Origin of the sequence: Chryseobacterium endalhagicum (assembly GCF_016745235.1) — a bacterium.
Classification (GTDB): Bacteria; Bacteroidota; Bacteroidia; order Flavobacteriales; family Weeksellaceae; genus Chryseobacterium; species Chryseobacterium endalhagicum.
In genome coordinates, this window is record NZ_JAELVM010000002.1 from 182,039 (window position 1) to 203,802 (window position 21,764).

The window sequence follows — 21,764 nt, forward strand, 5'->3', positions numbered from 1 at the left end:
TGTTAACTCTCAGTTTTACTGAATTTTAAAGCATAAAAAAGACCGGACAAATGCCCGGTCTCCGTTATAGATGTACTTACTTATTATTTTTTGATCAGTTTTGTATTGTACGTGTTTTTGTCATCTTTAAGAGTGATCACATACATTCCTTTGATCAGTGATGCTACATTAATTCTGTTGCTACCGTCTGTCTGACCTTGCTGAACCAATCTTCCGTCTGCACTGAAGATGCTGTAATCCGCTTTTCCTTTCAGGTTCTTCACTTCTACGAAAGTATCTGCAGGGTTTGGATAAATAGAAACTTCTGAACCTTTTGGATTGTTCACATCATTTACTGCTAATCCGCTGGTGATTTTCACTGAAAGATCCATTACGCTTCCCGCCTGGTTGGTATTTCCACAAGCATTGGCCAAAGCTCCGTTGAAATTCCCGGCTACTCTCATTCTCAATAATTTATCACCGCTGTAAGCTGTTGCCGGAACAGTGAAACTGGCTGTTTCTGTTCTTGTTCCAGCTACAGAATTGGAGGTCATTACTTTTTCAGTGGCTTCAAAAACGCCGTTTCTGTTGTAATCGATCCATGCATTTACAGTAAACGGATACTGCCCATAACTGGAAGAACTTCCCGCCAATACGGAAATATTGTATTGAGTTCCTTTTGTAAGGTTGACGATCTGCGCTGCGTTTTCACTTACATCTTTGTATGATCTGAAAGTTCCGTCCTGATAGTTAACATTGGAAACCTGAACACGGGCAATGGTACCCAACTGGTTGATGCCTGTGTTTAGCAAACAGTAATCTATTCCTGTTTTTAATCCTTTTGTTTTGAAGGTATAATTCGTTGAGAAAGCTCCAGGCACGCTGTTTACTACAGCTGCCACCTGTACTTCAAAGTTTGTTTCATCTTCCAAACCTGTCAAAGCTACAGAATTCACTGTACTTGTTGTATTGGACCAGGTTGTAGTTCCTGCTTTTCTATAGTTTACAGAATAAGTAGCTGCTCCCGGTACGCTGTTCCAGGATACTCTTGCTGTAGTTTTGAACACCTCAGAATCTATTGCGGAAACGCCTGTTGGCGCAGCTGAAGTGGATGTCGGCGCTGTCCCGACGGTTACTGCCGGAGATACCGCATAGAATATATTACCCAATGCGGATATTCTTAATTTAACAGCTCCTGTTAAACTTGCAGGCATCTGAACTGTATAGCTTCCACTGTTTGGTACTGAAGCCGCAAGATCGGTCCACGTAACGCCGTTATCAGCGGTGTAATCTATTTTTACATTTGCTACATTATAAGGGGCAGCTGTTGTATTGGCCGCATCCCACTGAATGGTGTTTGATGCATTATTATACAATACTGAAGCCGCGGTAAGCCCGTTAAATTTGAACGGTCCATCGTTTCCTACCGTTACTGTAGTTTCCGAAGAAGAAACCATTGGTCTTACAGGGTTTGCATCCCTCAATGTTACAGCATATTTTAAAACTCTTGGAATATAAGACACGGTTTCCCAATTTGCCTTATCCGTAAGTTTTCCGTCCATTACAGCAGTAAAACTTGGGAAATATCTTCTTCCGCCTACTGTTCCGAAATATGATCTTGCTATACTTCCTTCGGTGTTGTATCCCCAACCGCTGTCTCCGGAAATGGTGTTGTTGCCTCCTACACTGTCATACTGCTCCCATGTGTAGGTAAACGGATCGCTCTGTGCATCTGTTGCGGATGCATCAAGATAGTAAGCTGTTCCTTTGGGAATAGTTTTTGCCGTAAGAGGTGAAATCGCAGGTGCTGTGTTGGTTGTAATGTCTTCGGATGTTCCACATGCTGTTTTCCCGTCCAGACTGGTTAATATCTGATTGATTGAGGAATAATGGAAATAAGCATCGGAGTTCATCTGTACATTATCTCCTGTAATTCCTGCATATGCCATGATGGTAGTTCCTCCTCCCGGTTCTATATTAACTCCTGAATTTTCAGATGAATGAGAGAATGTGTGGTTTCCACCAAGCTGGTGCCCCATTTCGTGGGCTACGTAGTCAATGTCAAATAAATCTCCTACAGGGTTTGTATTTTGAGTGAATGCGGATCCTTTAGCCAGGTTAGTGGCACTTGTAGGATCTTTACATGTAGATCCAATGGAACCTGCATTTCCGTTTCCTCCGGCAGCATTGAATACGTGCCCCATATCATAGTTTGCATTACCCACCACGGAGGTCAGGGTCTGCTGAAGGTTAAGATTTAAATTTCCGGTATATGGATCTGCTGTAGGATCTGTATATATAATGGCCGGAATATCCTGAATAATTGTTTTGATCCCAAATTCTTTTTCAAATACGCCATTCACACGGGTCATGGTGGCATGCATCTGGATTACCGTATTCACTATTCCTCCGGCAGGATCAAATTTCTTGGTATATTCTCCAGTCGTGGAAAGAGCCAGTCTATAGGTTCTGTATTTTGTAATGGAAGGTCTGTCGGTGATTCCTATATTGGAAAGATTATTTTTTCCATGAATTTCCAGTGATTTGATATCCTTGGTATTTTTCTCTTCTGTAGTACATTCAAATCCATTATCACTGGCTGTTCTTTTTGTTTTGTAGAACACCCCGTAAGTCTGCTTATCTGTAGTGATAGGCTCTATAAACTGAAATACTCCGTTTTTGATAATCATAGACTGTATCTCAGTAGGTGCAGTACTGAATCTTACATATTTGGCAGGATCATCAACTCCTACCCCTACATACGACCCCAGCTGGTACCTATCGGCCAGAGATTTTTCAGCAACAGGATTGCTGTATACGGCAAACTTTTCAATTTTTCCTTCCGCTGTAGGAAGAGAAACAATCACAGGTTTTGCGTCTTTACCGGTTTCTACAGCATCTTTCAGAATATTTCTAAGCGATGCCAGGTCTACTCTGTATGAGTATTGAACTTCAACTTCTTTTCTGATTTGAGAAGTTTTCTGGGATGCAGGTTCCCACCTTTGTGCATTAGCAGAAGCCAAACCGGCAGCCAGAGCACAAACTAGTAAAATTTTCTTTTTCATAATTCACATAGATTATTAAAAAATACTATCCATTTTTTACAAAAATAAAAATTTAAACCACATTACTATCACAAAAAAAGACATTTCATATTAAAATATTAAAATAAGGATGAAAGATTATTCCCAGCCTTCATTTTAGGATGTTGATATTTTCTTAAACATTTAAGAATAATTAAAAAGGCTGTTAAATAAAAAGACCGGACAAATGCCCGGTCTTCATTATAGATGTACTTACTTATTATTTTTTGATAAGCTTGTTGGTGTACGTGTTTTTCTCATCTTTGATGGTTACCACATACATTCCTTTAGTTAAACCAGCTACGTTAATGATCTGATCAGTAACATCACCGCTTTGAACCAATCTTCCGTCTGCGCTGTAGATTTTGTAATCCGCTTTTCCTTTAAGGTTGGTAACGCCTACAAAATTATCTGCCGGGTTTGGATAAATTTCAACTTCAGTATTGGTTTCTTTGGTTTCATCTACAGCCAGTGCTGATCCAAAAATTCTCACTGAGAAATCCATTACACTTCCTGCTCCGCTTGTTATGCTGCCGTTGGTACCACAAGCATTACTTAATGCAGAAGAATAGTTACTGGCTACTCTCATTCCCACAACTCTGTTTCCTACAAGTGCTGAAGCCGGAACGGTAAAGTTACCTGCAACGTTTCCTACACCTAAACCTCCTGACACCTGGCTGTAGTTGGTTGCAGGGCTGGTGTACACTTTTTCAGTGGATTCGTAAACACCGTTTCTGTTATAGTCAATCCAAACATTATAAGTCATAGGAGCACTCTGGTTGTACAATCCGAAAATAGTGATCGGATAAGAGTTTCCTCTGATCAGGTTGATTATTTTTGTAGGGATTTCGCTTACATCTTTGTAAGATCTAACGTTGGTATCGATGTGGTTCACATTGGAAAGCTGTACTCTTGCGATGTTTCCTACAGCATTATACCCTGTATTTAAGATACAGTAGTTGATTCCTGTTGCCAATGGTTTTGTTTTGAAAACATAGTTTGAAGAGTAGCTTCCAGGTACACTGTTTACAACAGCAGCCACCTGAGTTTCATAAGCTGATTCGTCTTCAAGCCCAGACACCAATAATGAGTTCGTTGTGCTTGTCGCGTTAGTCCAGGCTGCAGCCCCTATTTTTCTGTAGTTTACAGAATAAGTAGTTGCTCCCGGTACACTGTTCCATGAAATTACCGCTGAGTTTTTAAGAATATCCGCAGATGTAGTGGATAATCCTGTTGGCGCAGCTGTAGTAGAAGTTGGTGCAGTACCAATAGTTACAGCAGGAGATACTGCGTAGAAAATATTGTTGATTGCTGATACTCTCAATTTAACAGCACCTGTTAAGCTTGCCGGCATTTGTGCAGTATAGCTTCCTGTATTTGGTGCAGAAGCTACAAGGTCTGTCCATGTAGTTCCGTTATCTGCTGTATAGTCTATTTTAACGTTAGCCACATTATAAGGAGCAGCTGTAGTATTGGCTACGTCCCACTTAATGGTGTTTGATGCGTTATTATAAAGAACTGTAGCAGTGGTAAGACCGCTGAATTTAAATGGTCCGTCGTTACCTACATTTACAGTAGTTTCTAAAGAAGAAAGCATTGGTCTTTGTGCATTCTCATCTCTTACCGTTACTGCATAATGCAATAATCTTGGAACATAAGATACCGTTTCCCAGTTTGGAGTTGTATCTTGTGCAGGGTCGGTTTTTTTAGTCAGAGTTCCGTTCATTACCAAAGGCAGGCTCGGGAAATATCTTCTTCCGCTTGTTGTTCCGAAATAAGATCTCGTTAATGCTCCCATAGAGTTGTACCCCCATCCGGCATCTCCGGAAATAGTAGCATCATCATTTACACTGTCATACTGCTCCCAAGTGTATTTAATAGGATCTGTATCTGTTGCTGATGCCTCTAAATAATAAGCTGTTCCTTTTGGAATGCTGTATGCTGTAAGAGGAGCAATAACAGGTGCCGTGTTGGTTGTAATATTCTGAGAAACACCACAGGTTGTTTTAGAATCCAGGTTGTTAAGAATCTGGTTTACTGAAGCGTAGTGGAAATAAGCATCAGAGCTCATCTGTACATTATCCCCTGTAATTCCTGCATAGCCCATGATGGTAGTACCACCTCCCGGCTCTACATTTACATTGGAACCTTCTGTATTATGTGAGAAGGTATGGTTTCCACCTAACTGGTGTCCTAATTCGTGTGCTACGTAATCGATGTCAAAAGAATCTCCGGATGGAATTCCGTTGGCAGGAGAAGTAAATCCGGAACCTTTGTAAGCTACCGGCGAACCTTGGTTCAATGTCATATCATCGCTGCAGATACATCCGATACATCCGGCATTACCGCCTCCTCCATCAGCACCAAATAAGTGACCGATATCGAAATTGGCTTCTCCAACGTTGTTGTGAAGAACATTCATTAATTCTCCGTTCCACAATCCATCATCTACACCCGGTCCGGACTCTGAATAAGGATCTGTAGCCGCCGCAGGATAAATAATATTCTGATAATCCTGAAGAAGAAGTTTAATCCCAAAGTCTTTTTCGAAAACTCCGTTTACCCTGGTCATTGTATTGTTGATCTGCGTTACCGCTCCTGGAATACCTCCAAAATAAGCTGTATATTCTCCTGTAGTAGACATGGCCAGCCTGTATGTTCTGTATTTTGTGCTTGCCGGTCTGTTGGTAATCCCTACGTTAGAAAGATTTTTTTTTCCGTTCTGCTTTAAAAGCTGGATATCTTTGATGTTGGTTTCATTGGTCCCACATTCAAACCCCTGCTCGCTATTTGTTCTTTTTGTTTTATAGAATACTCCATAAGTCTGCTTATCTGTAGTGATAGGCTCTATAAACTGGAAAACACCGTCTTTGATAATCATAGACTGCATTTCCGTTGGAGATGTACTGAATCTTACATATTTAGAAGGGTCATCCACACCTACTCCTACATAAGAACCCAACTGGTATCTGTCCGCCATAGACTTTTCCATTACAGGATTGCTGTATACGGCAAACTTTTCAATTTTTCCTTCTGCTGTAGGAAGGGAAACAATAACGGCCTGCGCCCCTTTTCCTGTTTCTACAGCATCTTTTAGAATACCTCTAAGTGAGGCCAGGTCTACTCTATACGAGTATTTTACTTCAACCTCTTTTCTGATTTGAGATGTTTTCTGCGACGCAGGCTCCCATCTCTGTGCATTGAAACTGGCCACACCAGCTGTCAAAGCACAAACGAGTAAAATTCTTTTTTTCATAATGAACTACATGAATAGAATTAATAAATTTTAAATATCCACAACAAAAATAACAATTTACTACATAGCACCATTAAAAAAAGTGACTAATTTTAATTAAATTAGCCACTTTCGTTAAAATTTTATTTTTTCTATTTATTTATTAATTCCCATCTCATATAAGGCAAATGATATAAGATCCGCATTTTCGCTGATCACCTGATCGGTTGCTCTTCCTGCTCCATGGCCTGCATTTTTCTCAATTCTCAACAGAATTGGATTTTTACAGCCTTGTTTTTCCTGCAGCTCTGCCCCAAATTTAAAGGAGTGCGCCGGAACAACACGGTCATCATGGTCGCTGGTAATGATCATGGTGGAAGGATAGCATGTTCCTTTTTTCACGTTGTGAACCGGGGAATAGGATTTAAGATATTCAAACATTTCTTTGCTGTCTTCCGCCGTTCCATAGTCGTATGACCAGCCTGCACCTGCTGTAAATTTATTGTATCTCAACATGTCCAGTACGCCTACTCCAGGGAATGCCACTTTAGCAAGATCCGGACGGATGGTCATGGTAGCTCCTACAAGCAGTCCTCCGTTTGATCTTCCTGACAATGCCATATATTCTTTTGACGTATAGCCTTTGCTCTGCAGATATTCTCCGGCTGCAATGAAATCTTCAAAAACATTTTTCTTCTGGGTCTTCGTTCCTGCATCATGCCATTTCTTCCCGTATTCGCCGCCGCCGCGGATGTTTGGTACCGCATAAATTCCTCCGTTTTCCATCCAGATCGCATTCACTACTGAGAATGAAGGCTGAAGGCTGATATTGAATCCACCGTAGGAATAAAGAATGGTAGGGTTTTTACCGTTAAGCTTCGTTCCTTTTTTATAATTGATCATCATCGGGATCTTGGTTCCGTCTTTTGAGGTATAAAACACCTGCTCAGAAACATAATCATCCGGATTGAATTTCACTTTCGGCTTCTGATAGATTTCCGATTTCCCTGAATCTGCATTAAATTTATAGGTAGTTCCCGGAGTGATGTAGTTGCTGAAAGAGAAATAAAGTTCTTTTTCCTCTTCTTTTCCGCCAAAACCACCGATATTTCCTTTTCCAGGAAGCGTAATTTCTCTTACCAGTTTTCCTGTTTTATCAAACTGCTTCACCTGGTCAATAGCATCAATCATGTAGGTTGCAAAGAAATATCCTCCGCCTGAGGAGATTCCCAAAACATTTTCTGTCTGCGGGATCACATCTTTCCAGGTATCCGGAGAAGGGTTTGTGATGCTGGTTTTTACCAGACGCATATTCGGTGCGTCTTTATCGGTGAAAATAAACAGGTCATCACCCTGCGTATCCACAATATTGGCATTGATATCAAATCCTTTAACGATCTGAACGAAATCACCGCCTTTCTTTAAGTCTTTGATATAAAGCTCATTCCCGTTCGTTGCGTTGGCAGCAGAAACAATCAGGTATCTCTGGTCTTCAGAAACACCGGCACCAAGGTATCTTCTCGGAGTTTTGTCGCCCCCGAAGATCAGCTTGTCTTCTGCCTGTTTTGTTCCTAATTTATGGAAGTACACTTTATGCTTGTCCGTCATTCCGGAAAGTACGGTTCCTTCTTTCGGTTTGTCGTAGCTTGAATAATAGAAACCTTCATCACCCTGCCATGAAATTCCACTGAATTTTACGTCCAGGATCGTCTCATCGATCTGCTTTTTCGTCACAGCATCTATGATAATGATCTTATTCCAGTCGCTTCCGCCTTCAGAAATGGAATAAGCCGCAAGGTTTCCTTTTTTGTTGAATGACAGATTGGAAAGTGAAGTGGTTCCTTTTTCTGAAAATTTATTCGGATCTAAAAATATTTCCGTTGCTTTTGTCTTGTTGTTCGTTCTGTATAAGATCGACTGAGCCTGAAGACCGTCGTTCTTGTAATAATAAGTATAATCTCCTTCTTTGAAAGGGGCTGAAATTTTTTCGTAGTTCCAGATATCTTTCAGCTGATCCTTGATTTTGTTTCTGAAAGGGATCTTTGAAAGGTAATTCTGGCTGTACGCCACTTCTTCATCTACCCATTTCTTCGTAGCATCAGAATCATTTTCCAGATCTCTGAAAGGGTCAGAAACAGCATTTCCAAAATAGGTATCTGTCTGACTTCCTTTGATCGCTTTAGGATAATTCATTTTTTGAGAATAAAAAGTTGCTGAAAAAAGAACTCCAGCAGTTAATAAAAAAGGTTTAAAATTCATAATCAAGGGTTTTATCAAAAATACGTAAAGTATGTGGAATAAAAAAAGCCCTGAGACCAGAGCTTTAATCAGATATATTCATCTTATTATTTTGTTCCGAAACTTTCGAAATAGAAATCAGTTAATCCTGAAACTATTTCATCCGGACTTCCGTTCCAATAGTATATTTTTCCGCCCTCATTCAACTGATACAGGCTGAATTTCTGTTCTGTTACTACGGTTTTATCTGCATTTTTAAAGTCCTGAACACTTTGAACCAGATATTTCTTAAGCTCTTCAGGTTTTACCGTTTTAATATCGCCTGTAGGAATATCCGAGAATTTTGCAGGAACTTTGAAACTTACCGAATACGTAACCTCAGCGATTTTCTGGTCTTCAATGTATTCATTCTGAACAACTTTCACGTCTTTCACGGTCAGTTTTCCGGCTTTAAAATTTCCCATCATGGCTGTAAAGTAATCTTCCGCTTCTTTTCTGCAGGCATCCGCCGTGGTTTTGGAAAATGCAGATAAAAAGTTGTCCGTACTTTCTTTCATCATGTCCTGGCTGACGGTTTTAAAATCTACCTGATAAGCGGTTTCTCCCTCCACTGTAGGTTTTAAATAGTCATTCAGTTTGTCTAAAACAGCGGTATCATTACTGACAAAGGTTCCGAAATACATTTCAAAAACTTCCTTCGGGTTCTTTACTTCTGCCTGTGCTGCGAGATTCTGGCTCATCACTCCCAGCATAAGGAATAGAATAATTTTAAACAATTTCATAATTAATATTTTGTATGATCTGATGCAAAAAAAAGCCCTTGAAATTCAAGAGCTGTGTATATTTTAATAATTTTCTTCTTCTCCCTTCATCTTCTCTGCATTTTCCGCCATGATCACAGAATCGATCATATCAGAAATATCTCCGTTCATATAGGCATCCAGATTATACATAGATTTGTTGATTCTATGATCCGTTACCCTTCCCTGAGGATAGTTGTAGGTTTTGATCTTTGCAGAACGGTCACCCGTAGAAACCATGGATTTACGCTGTGCGGCAATATCTCCCTGAACTTTCTGCAATTCTATATCATATAGCTTGGTTCTCAGCATTTCCATGGCCAGCTCACGGTTAGCCAGCTGGGAACGTGCCTGCTGACAAACCACCACCATTCCTGAAGGTTTGTGCGTCAGCTGAACTTTAGTTTCAACCTTGTTTACGTTCTGACCTCCGGCTCCACCTGAACGTGATGTCTGCATTTCGATATCTGCAGGATTCAGTTCAAAATCCACCTCCTCAGCTTCCGGTAATACGGCAATCGTGATGGCAGACGTATGAACTCTTCCCTGAGATTCTGTTTCAGGAACACGCTGTACACGGTGAACTCCGGATTCGAATTTCATAATTCCGTAAACGCCTTCTCCTTCTACTTTCATGATAAGTTCCTTGTAGCCTTTTGCTGCTTCATTAGAATCCGTTACTTCATGTCTCCAGCCTTTCGTTTTGAAATACATGGTATACATTCTGTACACATCTTCCACAAAAATAGCAGCTTCATCACCTCCTGTTCCGGCACGTAATTCTACAATAACGTTTTTGTCATCTGCAGGATCTTTAGGAATCAAAAGAACTTTCAGCTCTTCTTCCAATCCGGGAAGTTTAGCCTGAGCTTCCAGTTTTTCTTCTTTAGCAAGATCTACCAGATCTCTGTCTGAGCCATCCGCGATGATTTCTTCAGATTCTTCGATCGAATCTAAAGCACCTTTGTACTGGTCATAAACTTTTACAATTTTGCCCAAATCACTGTATTCTTTGTTCAGAGAAGAATATTTTTTTTGATCTGAAATGATATCAGGCTGTATAATAAGGTCGGCAACCTCATTATATCTTTGTTTAATAGCTTCTAATTTTGGAATTAATGATTTAGACATTCTGCAATTTTTGAGAGTGCAAAGATAAGAATTATTAATTCAAAACTCAATGCCATTTTTATAAAGTATAAGTATTTGGGATCTATTCTTTTGCCTTGAAGCAAAAGAATCAAAAATTGTCTCCATAAAGTCGACGAATGATATTTCAAGACCTGGAAACTTCCGCTAAAAATAAATCCTGCTCTCTAAAAATTCTAAAACTTGCGCGGATGTACACTTACTTCTTCGTTTCAATTCCCGTCCCGCGCTTCAGACAGTAGAATTTTCTTAACGTTCACAGAATTTATTTTCTTAACGCTCCATTTTCCTATGTCAATTTATCGCAGTTACTACAATCAATCAGTATTCGTTCAAATAATCAACAGTATTAAATTTTATCGAAGATAAAATCCTTGCGTCTTAATAACACATTGCTTGAAAAAAATAGCGTTTTAGCGATAACCAACAATTTACAGAGATTAATCTCCAAAATATTGTACAATATTCTTTTGTCTTGAAACAAAAGAATCAAAAATTCAAGACCGGGAAACTTCCGCTAAAAATAAATTCTGCTCTCTAAAAATTCTAAAACTTGCGCGTATGTACTGTTGCTTTTCGTTTCAATTCCCGTCCCGCGCTTCAGACAGTAGAATTTTCTTAACGTTCACAGCATTTATTTTCTTAACGCTCCATTTTCCTATGTCAATTTATCGCAGTTATCAAAATCAATTAGTCATCGTTCAAATAATCAGCAGTATTAAATTTTATCGAAGATAAAATCCTTGCGCCTTAACAACATATTGTATGAAAAGAATATCGCCTTAGCGATAACCAACAATTTACCGGAATTGATTTCATAAATATTTTATGAGATTCTTTAGCCTTGAAACAAAAAGTTTCTATTTCTAACACCTTATTATTGAACATTTTTAAAAAACTTCCTGTCAATTAAATATAAAATCAATCCAAAGGCGACAATTCCAAGCCCTATGATGCTCTCTTTAGGGTTATGAATTAATGTAAAATAGAGAATATAGATGCTGAAAAGGAGAAAAACGGTTGGGAAAACATAGAATACATTGGATTTAAATATTTTCCGCTGGCTTTTTTTAAGGAAGAAAACTGTAGAAATGGAAAGGCTGGCGAATAACTGAAGGATAAAAGCAGTGTACACGAAGATTTCTTTAAAACTACCCGTCAGAATAATTACTGAAGCAATCAAGGCATGGGCAAAAATAGCTCTGACCGGAATTCCTTTTTTATTATTTACAGCAAGCGACCGCCAAAGATGATTTTCTTTTGCAAAAGCCTGTGTAAGCCTCGACCCTACCCAAAGATAACCACTGATGGTAGCAATCAGCTGTAAGGCGATAAAAACATTGACAATTTTTCCAAAGCCGTTCCCCAGCATATTGCCCGCCGCTTCACCCATCACATCTTCTTTTCCGGCCATCTGGCTTACAGGGGCATGTTTCAGCATAATAAAATTAACCAGAAGATAACTTACCGTCACAAAAACAGTTCCTGCTATTAAAGCCCGCGGAAGATTTTTCTGAACATCTTTTATTTCACCCGCAATATAGGACGCAGAATTCCATCCTGTATAGGAATAAGTCACAAAAACCAGTGAGGTTGCAAATGCGGGAAGCATGATCTCGCCCTGCCAGCTGTTTCCAAATTCCAGGCTGTTTCCGGCATCAGAGCCAGAAAGAAACACGCCTAAAATAACCAGAACAATGATAAAAGCCACCTTGATAAAGGTGAAAAAATTGTGAAACCGGCTCGATGTTTTAAGGCTGAATGATAAGGCGGCCGCCACAAGAAAGATAATTCCAATGGCAAAACCGTTTCCAAAGGTGTAATTAAAAGCTGAAAGGTATTTTGACATCGCAAGCGCGGCCAAAGCAACCGGTGCAGAAAATCCTATGATCAGGGAAATCCAGCTTACAAGGTAGCCGAATATGGGATGATAAGTTTCTTTGAGATAAATATAATCGCCACCATTCCCTTTGAAATAAGAGCCGAGCTCGGCATAACAGAATGCCCCGAACAAAGCCAGAATCCCGCCGATGATCCACAGCAGAAAGATGCTGTAGGTATTGGTGATATCAGACAACTGGAAACCTAACGTCGTGAAGATCCCGGTCCCAATCATATTGGAAACTACAATAGCGGCGGCCGTTTTCCAGCCTATCTGATGTGAAGCAGTACTCATTCAGCAGTTTAAAAATTAAAGTTAAGCCTTCCGAAGAAGTAATTTCCCAGTGTTCCCATCTGAACCGGAGCATATTTGAACACTCCATAATAGGAATTCTCATAGATCTGCAGGTCAGGAAACACATCAAAGGCATTATTGGCTCCTACGGTCAGATTAATATTTTTCGTTATATCATAGCCTACACTTACGTCTGTAACCACTTTAGGCGAAAACTTCTGAACCTTTCCAAATGGGTAGCCGTCTCTTATGACCTGACCAAAATACGTATTTCTCACCATGAAATTGAATTTTCCAACGGCATAATTCAATCCGAGCGATGCTTTTGTCTTAGGCGAAAGGGTTTCTATGATATTGATCTGATCCGGTCCGAAGAATTGATCCTGTGTAGGCACCAGCTTTTCAGGAAAGTGGAAGTCTGTGATCTTGGTTTCCGTATAGTTTCCGGCTAAATTGATGTTTAAATTTCCGCCGCCCAGTTTCAAGTCGTAGGCGATGACCAGGTCTACTCCTTTGGTTTCCGTATCAATGGCATTGGCAAAAAACCTTCCGCTTTCTACATTGTACGGTTCCAGTCTAGGGTCTGTAATATTGCTGGTAATAACAATTCTGTCTTTCACCTTGATCCAGTATCCATCCACAGTAACCGACAGCCTGTTTAGAGGTCTCAATGTAAATCCGGCACTGGCATTCACTGAAGTTTCCTGCTTCAGCTTATCGAATCCCAGTGCTCTGGCCGCGTCACTGTCATTTCTGAAAATTCCTTTTGTTACAATTCCTGATCCTGAAGTTGAAATATCGGCATAGGAATTATTAAAATACTGCTGCTGAAGGGATGGCGCTCTGAAACCTGTTCCTATCGCCGCTCTTATTGCATAATTTTTGATAAACTCATACCTCACGGCCAGTTTTCCGTTCAGGGTGTTCCCAAAATCTGAATAATTTTCAAATCTTCCGGCAAGGTCTATATTTAATTTTTTATCCAGATCATAAGAAACATCTGCGTATACTGCCGCTGAATGTCTGGATTTCTTCAGGGCATTATCCGGTGAAAAACCGATAAACGACTGTGATCCTCCATTTGTCCCATCCACTATAGATCCGGGACCTGCGGGATTTCCATTCACATCATACCTGGTGTAAGAAGCTTCATCTCCAGCTTTGATCTGGTATTGCTCAAAACGGAATTCTCCTCCGAATGCCACATTAAACTGATTCAAATTTTTAGAAACATCAAGATTTACCGTATTCTGAAGGAAACTGTGAGCTCCCGCATAGAAACCTGTGGGAGATTTTGCACCTAAAGAAGCATTATTGGTATTATTGACATTATAGTTGAAGGTATTGCTTCCGAATGTATTGCTCAGGTCAACCAGCCAGTTATTAACATTATATTTAGCACCAACGGCATAGGAAAAATCGTAGACCTGCGATCCCAGGGAAGCCTGAAAACCGTTTGGGTAAATAGATTCAACCACATTGGATTTTTCACCCGGCAGCCTTCTGAAACCAAAACCTTTTCCTTCTTTAATGCTGAATCCTCCGAAAGAATAGAGTTTAAAACTTTCACTTAAAGGATATTCGGAATTAAAAAACAGTTGAGCCTGTCTGATCTGGGCATCCCCGATCTGGAAGTTAAAATCATTGCGGGTAAGCCCTCTTCTGGCCAGTTCCTGATCATCAGCCAGTCTTGCGGCATCAGGATCAGCCGCAAACGCATAGGCAAAATTGTCTCCGAAAATATCCAGGTCATGATTCTGGGTTCTCGTTGTCTTTCCTCTGTGGCTGAGCTGTAACGAAAGATTTACATAGCTGTCCTTTTTTCCAAGAGAAGATCCGTAATTGATTCCAGCCTGATAGGTTTCACCGTCATTTCTTCCACTGATTCCGTAAGAAGCTGATGCAGATGCTCCGATATCTTTTTTCAGAATAATATTCACGACTCCGGCAATGGCATCAGAACCGTACTGGGCTGCTGCTCCATCCCTCAATACTTCAATCCGGTCAATAGCGATCACCGGAATGGTACTGAGATCCGTTCCTACAGATCCGTTTCCTACCGTGTTCTGATAATTCACCAGGGAAGTGGTATGCCTTCTTTTTCCATTAATAAGAACAAGCACCTGATCTGGCCCCATTCCTCTTAAAGTGACAGGATCAATATGCTCTGTCCCGTCTGAAGCCGATTGTCTCACCGTATTAAACGACGGAATCACATAGTTCAGAAGATCCTGAACGGTAGTCTGAGGCGCAGATTTCTGCAGTTTTTCTATATTGATAATATCTACAGGAACCGGAGTTTCCAGCTTTGTTCTTTTTGCATTCCGGTTTCCTACGATCACTACGTCTTCAATCTGGGTTCCTTTTTCCTGCTCCTGGGCACTGACCAAAACTGCTCCCAGAAGTATAACCGACAGGCTTAATTTTTTCATCTTTGTCTCTGAATTTTAATAAACAATCCTTCCACGGACCTCATCCGCAGCTAAAAAAGACTTCAAGAAATGGAATTGTTGTCAGAATATTGACTTTTCTCATCTTCCCCTCAACGGGTTGGAATTAGCACCTTTACACTTTTTAGAGCCGTGCAGGTTGCTAAGGTTTCATAGGGCCAAATCCCTCCACCTTTCTTGATAAATCTACTGCAAAAGTAGACTAATCTTTTTAATTGACCAAAAAAGAGGATTACAAGATGATCTTGCAGAAGTTTTTTAAGTTAACCGCTGATTTCACAGATTTGCACGGATGACTGTGTTGAATTTAACATTATAAAGATTAATTCAGAAGTGAAACGCAGCCTGCTTAAAACATAAAAATCTGTGGTCAAAAAAATAAAAAAGGGATAACTTTCATTACCCCTCCTATCTTTTATTTAATAATCATCTTCTGGATTGCAACCCCTGTTTCAGAGCGGAGATGAACCAGATAAGTTCCCGGCGGATAGCCTGCTTTCAATTCGTAGGTTCCGTTTTCATTGTTTAATTTAAATGAATCCAGTTTTTTGCCACTCATATCGAAAATAGTGATCTCCCCATTTTTAGCTTTATGATAAATCAATTTGGCGACCCCGTTTTTCACCGGGTTATCAGCAATCTGAAGTGACAGTTTATGAACTGCATTTACATCAACTGTTGAAAGTGCCCCTGCATAATTTCCGAAAATCCTGAATTCTCCCGGCTGCAGCATAATCGGAGTTGTTGTAGAGGCAAAATTTGAGATAGAATTATCCATTAAGTTCTGCCACTGCCCCGCATAAGGAAAGTAAGGAACCACATTCTGGGCAGCCGTTGTATAATTAGCTAAAACCACGACATTCTTCATTCCGCTGATTGAAGGATCATAAACATAAATCCTGGTAATCAATCCATTCGGATCATTCGTAAGATTGTTGGATTCAATACTGTATGTTTTTGATTTGAAAACCTGATGGGCATTTCTGATGTTGATTATTTTAGCCCAGGTATCATAAATGGCTTTTCTGTTCGCATTGGTATCATATCCTAAAGTAAAGGCAACAGGCTTTTCATCGGTACGGCATCCGCTGTTGATGGAACCGTCCGCACATCTGTTGATACTGAATTCATAGCCAAGCTCGCCAAACTGCCAGATCATTTTCGGACCAGGAATGGTGAAAAATGTGGCACCGAAGGTTTTCATTCTCTCAAGGGCTGTATTCAGATTTGTTATGTTGTAGCTTCCGTTAACGGCTCCGTAAGCAAGATTTTTAAACATCAGTCTTTCTTCATCGTGGCTTTCTCCATATCCTACCGCATGCATATTGGTAAATCCGTGAAGGGAGTGGTTCATTCTGTCATAATTGCTGTTATCCACATACCCCATCGTGTTTTGATTGTAAGGCTCGGTCTGTTTATTCCAGAGCATTACTCCTTTTCCTTCTGCAACTCTGTAATTTGCCCATTGCTGTTCTTCCGCATCTGTTCCCAAATGCTCAAAGATCATATAAGAATTGGGATCTATGGCCCATTGTCTGTCCGCATAATGTTTCAGAATATCTACTCTGTCCTGCTGATAGGCATTGGTACAGCTTTCATCATTTTCAGAGCAGTTTTGGGTAAATCCTTTGGTCAAATCCCATCGGAATCCATCGATATGATATTCCGTAAGCCACTGCTGAAGGCTTCTTTCAACGTAATATTGCGTTGAAGGACTGCTGTGGTTAAAATCATTAAACACATTGTACGAGTGCTTGGGAACCTGGTTGAAATAAGGATTGTTAGCAGCAATATCTCCGAAACCATCTCCATCCGGATCAATATTCCAAAGTCTGGCCAGTGGTGAACGGCCCGTTGCATGGTTGAATGCAATATCTAAAATCACAGCGATCCCGTTCTGATGACACATATCTACAAATTCTTTGAATTTTTCAGGAGTTCCGTACGCTTTATCCAGTGCGTAATGGAAGGAAGTATTATAACCCCATGACAGATTTCCTTCAAATTCCATGATGGGAAGCAGCTCAATTGCGTTGATATTTAAATTCTTCAGGTAAGCTATTTTGTTGATCAGCGACTGCCAGTTTTTTTCCTGGGTAAAATCTCTCAGCAGCAATTCATAAACCACCAGATTTTCTTTAGCCGGTCTCTGAAAATTCGTCACCTGCCAGCTGTAAGGTACCTGTCCGGTTTTGATTGTAGAAACCTCAAAACTCTGACCCGCAGGAAACGGCGGCAAATTCGGATAGGTTGAAGCCGAGATCCACTGATCATCATATGACGAAAGTATCTGCGGTGAATACGGATCGGCCACAATTTTCAGATCATTTGTTCTGTACTGGAAGGTATACAGCTGCTGAGGAGTCAGTCCGGTCAGCTCAATCCAGTAAAGGTCCGGATTTGTGATATCTCTTTTCATCAAATAGGTATCGTTTACCGTCCAGTTATTAAAACTTCCGATGACATGAACGAAGTTTTTATGCGGCGCGTACAGAGCAAGGCCTGCTTTTGTGGGGTCTGCAGGATCGTAATTAATTCCCTGACGGATCCAGCCAGGAACCGCTTCTGAAATTACCGTTCTTGGCGTCTGCAGCATAAATGTGACATTCCTTGAATTGGAATTTGCATCTGTTGCAATCAGTTCCATATTAGCATCCTGGGTTACTGTATAGCTGTAATTATAGGATTGTGAAGGCGTCACTGTGGAATTGATTGCCGTTCCGTTAGCCTTCAGCTGAAAGGTGGCATCAACATTTGTTGTCGCCGTGATATTAATTGAATTTCCTACAGGGACCGTCGTAAGACTGTTTGCCAGCGGATTGGTCAGATTCAGATTTAAAATACCGACATTGACAAAAATATCCGGCGAGGTCTGATGCGAACCCGTTTTATCTTTTAACAGGAAACCAAATCTTCCGATTCCCGTTCTTCCGTAGAAAGTTGTTGGGGTAAACGTTAAAGAATAAGTGTCAGTTCCCGAATTATAATTAAGTTTATTAAGCTCATTGGAATTGTTCCAGCTTCCATTGGTAGGGCAATCCTGACTGCTCTGATAGTTGGTATCAAAAGACCACGACCAGATATACACGGCATTGTTGGAGACACCCCATGCTGTTTCATCAATCTGATTCCCTGGAACTGTTAATGTTATAGCATCAGTTTCATTGAATGGGTTGGGCGTTATGGTATAGTTGATCTGCCCGAAAACAAGTGCGGCAACAAACAGATAAACAAGAGAATAAAACTTTTTCATTTATTTATTTTTATCGAATATAGGATTTATTTTCTTTTTTATACTTCATTTTAAAGTGAAAAATCAATACAAAAAAGGCTCATGAAGAAATTTTCACAAGCCTTTCCGATAAAAGTAATTATAATGAACTATTTTTTTATTTGTTGTATTTATCCTGAACAACAAAGGGCTTTCCTAAAAAAGCCCCCGCTGATCAATCAAACGTATCGGGACTAGTTTTTAATCAATTTCTTAGAAAAAATCTGTCCGTTCTTTAACTTTAATTCTACAATATAAATTCCATTGGGAAGTCCGTTCATATTGATCTGGTTATTTGAAAACTGCATATTATTCAGCCTCTGCCCTACCATATTGATCACGCTGATGCTCTCAATCAGTGAATCCGATTTCACATTAACAATACCGCTTGTCGGGTTTGGATAGATGCTTGTGGTCTCCGTATTTCTGATAATATCTGAAGTTCCCAGTGCAGATGCCGTTTTAATACATCTTACTGCGGAACCCTGTCCTCTCATTGCTCCCGCAGAAGGATTGGCAATGGTAGAACCAATGTATAAGTATTTTCCTCCTAAGCCTGATGTGTCTGAGCTCCAGAAGTATCCTCTTTGCCCTGTAAAGGTAAGGGCACCGCTTGAAGAGCTTCTGTACCCTGATGCAGGAAGTTTCAGACGGCTGTTATACGCTGTTCCCGGATTTGCTATATTTTCTGAACTTACAATACCAGCCCATTCCGCCTGGGAAGGCATTTTCCAGCCCTGCCCCAAAGCACGGCAAGGATCTGCTCCTACTGTACCTGAAATATTGGCCGGACTCGTGGCCGTCCATTTATCGGTAGATGCGAAAACATCCCACCATGAAGCTGAACCTATGATAAAGGCATTTGAACCAGCCAATCCATCCGGTGAGTTCGGCGATGTAGGTGCTGCCGTAGCCGAATTTCTAAGCTGGTGACCGTCATCCCATCTTCCCCACTGGAAAAGATCTCCGTAAGAAGTGTCATCGCCTAATGAAGTGGCTACCCCAGAGCTTCCGAGATTCTGCTGCAGCCAGATGTTTCCGTCCCCGCCTCTTACCGTTGCATAGGTTACCTGCTGCCCCTGATACGTGAACGTGACACAACCGGTATCTCCCGGGTTACTTCCCGGATCTGTATTCGTACAGCCTGGCGGAACTCCGTCCAAAGGAATTCTTTTCACCCTGGTAACGTCTTCTGAGTAAGCCAGTACGAGGTAATTATTAGTGCGGTCTATAGCCAGATCATTAAATTTGGCTTCCCCTGCGGAAATAAAATCTCCTCCTAAAGTGATCCAGTTTTGGGTAGCGGCATCAAATTTATAAGCCGTATTTCTGAACAGATTATCATTTTCAAAACGGCTGGCGACTACATACGGCTGGCCTGCCTTGGTAACGGTAATGGCTACATGCTGAACTCTTCCGCTTGAAAAATTAGCCTGACCAACCTGTATCCACGCTGTTCCGTCAAATTTCTTGACATTCAGTTTCTGTTCGTTGGCAGAACTGGAAACGTAAGCAACATAAAGATTGTTATTCCCGTCGATAGCAATATCCGATGTGTACTGTTCTGATGAAGAAGCAGCATCCACAATGCTTCCTCCTACCAGCGTCCAGGTATCGGTAGATGCAGCAGAAGTACTGTTCTGGTATACTCTTACGCCCGCAGAAACATTACAGGTATAGACTCTTTCATTCGTTCCGATCACCAATTCGGCAAAGGAAGCCCCGTTTGAAAAGCCTGTATTTCCTACCTGTTCCCATGCTCCGTTTACAAAACGCTGCACGGTTCCTGAGTTCTGACCTCCAAACGTAAATAAAGTATTGGAAGGAGAAACCGCAGATGCATGATAATTGGCAGAAGATTCTGTAGCTTTTGGAAGCTGTGACCATGAAATTCCGTTAAACTGGTGAACAGCAATTCCGGTCCCCGGATATCCAACCTGATGGGTATAAAAAATATTTCCGGTCCCGTCGAGAGATAGAGAATTAAAAGTAGCAGTGCCCTCCGTTATTCCGGGAGATCCTCCTACATAAGACCATGAATTTCCGTTGAATTTCTGTACAGAGCCTTTCGAAACAGAAGTATCATAATAAGAAAGATAATAATTTCCTGTCTGATCCACTACCAGATTATTATAGCTGCTTCCTCCTGCGGAAACTCCCTGCGCACCTCCTACATCCTCCCATTGCTGGGCATATAGATAACTTCCTGCAATGGTGAGCAAGGCTAAACCGGCTCCTATTTTACGCATCACAAAATGTAAATTTTGAAACATATTTAATATTATTTTTAATTATTCTAAATTTAATTTAATTTTGCGCAAAATTACCCCACATTATTAACCGTGAGTTATCATTTTCAAACTTTCTGTTATCCGGTGTAAGGGTTTTATTTCAAATTGTACCATGCCCGTAAAAACATTTCCTATGAAGAATCTCTCCAGGAGCGGATTGCTGTTCAGTTCCGACCATATCAAGATCATCATGCAGGAAGACCAGCAGCCTGAAAAGTTTTCAAGACTGCATATGATTGAAAGTAAGGCCAGTTTCAGCCTTCTTTTCCTGCTGAGTCCCAATATCAGGCTGGAAGCCAATGACTGTGATACGAAATTCCTGTTCAGGAAGAACCAGTACATTCTTCATTATTCCTCACAGGAGAGTACGGCAGAGCTTTGGTCGGAAAATCAGGAAACCATAAGGTATTTTCAGATCCAGATCAATTACCAGTATATTTTCAACCTCATCGATCCGGAATCCAGCAAAGAGAATGCAGATATTCTGGAAAATATGATCAGGAATAATTATATTTTCCTCCATAAGAAAACACCGCCGTATATGACTGTGGAAATGCATATGATCTTAAATGAACTGATCAGTGATTCTAAAAAAGGGATGATGCAGAGATTATTTGTGGAAGCGAAAATTATTAAGCTCCTCATTCTTATTTTTGAACAGTTCAATGAAAAAAATACGGTGCAGGCTGAACCCGGAACGTCTTATGTGGTGAAGAAATTCATTGATGAAAATTACCACAAAAATATCCGTGCGGAAGATATGGGAAAACTTACGGGGATTAATCAGAATAAAATCAGGAAAGAATTTAAGGCTCAGTATCAGAGAACTGTGGCAGATTATATGCTGGAACTGAGAATGCTGAAGGCGAAGAAAATGATTATTGATCAGGATATTATGATCAAAGAAATCGCTATTGAATGCGGCTATGAATATGTGCAGAATTTCACCCGGGCTTTTAAGAAAAAATTCGGAGTTTCGCCGGAAAAGCTGAGAAAAGGGTAATAATAGAAAAACCGCCTAAAAAATTAAGCGGTTTATATATGTTGTTTTGCTTTGATATTACTTTTCCAGAATTAAGGTGAAAAAGCAAT

Annotated in this window: 10 protein-coding genes and 1 riboswitch; of the genes, 1 reads left to right on the forward strand and 9 read right to left on the reverse strand. The window is 40.5% G+C overall.

The genetic code is table 11. The features are described 5' to 3' along the window. Positions 1-83 precede the first annotated feature (83 nt). The 9 genes from JET18_RS11120 to JET18_RS11160 all read right to left on the reverse strand — a co-directional run bounded on the left by JET18_RS11120 (position 84) and on the right by JET18_RS11160 (position 20,654). Complete coding sequence (locus tag JET18_RS11120) at positions 84-3,044, reverse strand: reprolysin-like metallopeptidase (protein WP_202091077.1); 2,961 nt, start codon at positions 3,042-3,044, stop codon at positions 84-86. Positions 3,045-3,282: 238 nt separating this feature from the next. After that, positions 3,283-6,318 carry a reprolysin-like metallopeptidase gene (locus JET18_RS11125; RefSeq protein WP_202091079.1) on the reverse strand — a complete coding sequence of 1,012 codons (3,036 nt, stop codon included), beginning with the start codon at positions 6,316-6,318 and terminating at the stop codon, positions 3,283-3,285. A gap of 135 nt (positions 6,319-6,453) precedes the next feature. Next, entirely contained in the window at positions 6,454-8,490 is a 2,037-nt protein-coding gene (locus tag JET18_RS11130) for a prolyl oligopeptidase family serine peptidase (protein ID WP_228728539.1), read from the reverse strand. A 152-nt stretch (positions 8,491-8,642) separates the two neighbouring features. Then, positions 8,643-9,317, reverse strand: coding sequence for a hypothetical protein (locus tag JET18_RS11135; protein ID WP_202091083.1), 675 nt, complete (start codon positions 9,315-9,317; stop codon positions 8,643-8,645). A gap of 63 nt (positions 9,318-9,380) precedes the next feature. Further along, a complete protein-coding gene (prfA, locus tag JET18_RS11140) occupies positions 9,381-10,466 on the reverse strand; it encodes a peptide chain release factor 1 (RefSeq protein ID WP_202091085.1) in 1,086 nt (361 codons plus the stop codon). Between the two features lie 895 nt (positions 10,467-11,361). Next, entirely contained in the window at positions 11,362-12,660 is a 1,299-nt protein-coding gene (locus JET18_RS11145) for an APC family permease (protein ID WP_202091087.1), read from the reverse strand. An 8-nt stretch (positions 12,661-12,668) separates the two neighbouring features. After that, positions 12,669-15,092, reverse strand: coding sequence for a TonB-dependent receptor plug domain-containing protein (locus tag JET18_RS11150; RefSeq protein ID WP_202091089.1), 2,424 nt, complete (start codon positions 15,090-15,092; stop codon positions 12,669-12,671). Positions 15,093-15,188: 96 nt separating this feature from the next. After that, positions 15,189-15,297, reverse strand: a riboswitch (SAM riboswitch). Between the two features lie 228 nt (positions 15,298-15,525). Further along, positions 15,526-18,363 (reverse strand): alpha-amylase family glycosyl hydrolase, encoded by a 2,838-nt coding sequence (locus JET18_RS11155; protein WP_202091091.1) that lies wholly within the window; start codon positions 18,361-18,363, stop codon positions 15,526-15,528. Positions 18,364-18,575: 212 nt separating this feature from the next. Next, a complete protein-coding gene (locus JET18_RS11160) occupies positions 18,576-20,654 on the reverse strand; it encodes a T9SS type A sorting domain-containing protein (protein ID WP_202091093.1) in 2,079 nt (692 codons plus the stop codon). 151 nt (positions 20,655-20,805) lie between these two features. Between JET18_RS11160 and JET18_RS11165 the strand changes: the two genes are divergently transcribed. After that, positions 20,806-21,675 (forward strand): helix-turn-helix transcriptional regulator, encoded by an 870-nt coding sequence (locus JET18_RS11165; protein WP_202091095.1) that lies wholly within the window; start codon positions 20,806-20,808, stop codon positions 21,673-21,675. The last annotated feature ends 89 nt before the right edge of the window (positions 21,676-21,764 follow it).

Bases quoted from the DNA above. Each gene is read 5' to 3' on its own strand.
- JET18_RS11120 (WP_202091077.1), bottom strand. From the start codon at position 3,044: ATGAAAAAGAAAATTTTACTAGTTTGTGCTCTGGCTGCCGGTTTGGCT.
- JET18_RS11125 (WP_202091079.1), bottom strand. From the start codon at position 6,318: ATGAAAAAAAGAATTTTACTCGTTTGTGCTTTGACAGCTGGTGTGGCC.
- JET18_RS11130 (WP_228728539.1), bottom strand. From the start codon at position 8,490: ATGAATTATCCTAAAGCGATCAAAGGAAGTCAGACAGATACCTATTTT.
- JET18_RS11135 (WP_202091083.1), bottom strand. From the start codon at position 9,317: ATGAAATTGTTTAAAATTATTCTATTCCTTATGCTGGGAGTGATGAGC.
- prfA (WP_202091085.1), bottom strand. From the start codon at position 10,466: ATGTCTAAATCATTAATTCCAAAATTAGAAGCTATTAAACAAAGATAT.
- JET18_RS11145 (WP_202091087.1), bottom strand. From the start codon at position 12,660: ATGAGTACTGCTTCACATCAGATAGGCTGGAAAACGGCCGCCGCTATT.
- JET18_RS11150 (WP_202091089.1), bottom strand. From the start codon at position 15,092: ATGAAAAAATTAAGCCTGTCGGTTATACTTCTGGGAGCAGTTTTGGTC.
- JET18_RS11155 (WP_202091091.1), bottom strand. From the start codon at position 18,363: ATGAAAAAGTTTTATTCTCTTGTTTATCTGTTTGTTGCCGCACTTGTT.
- JET18_RS11160 (WP_202091093.1), bottom strand. From the start codon at position 20,654: ATGTTTCAAAATTTACATTTTGTGATGCGTAAAATAGGAGCCGGTTTA.
- JET18_RS11165 (WP_202091095.1), top strand. From the start codon at position 20,806: ATGAAGAATCTCTCCAGGAGCGGATTGCTGTTCAGTTCCGACCATATC.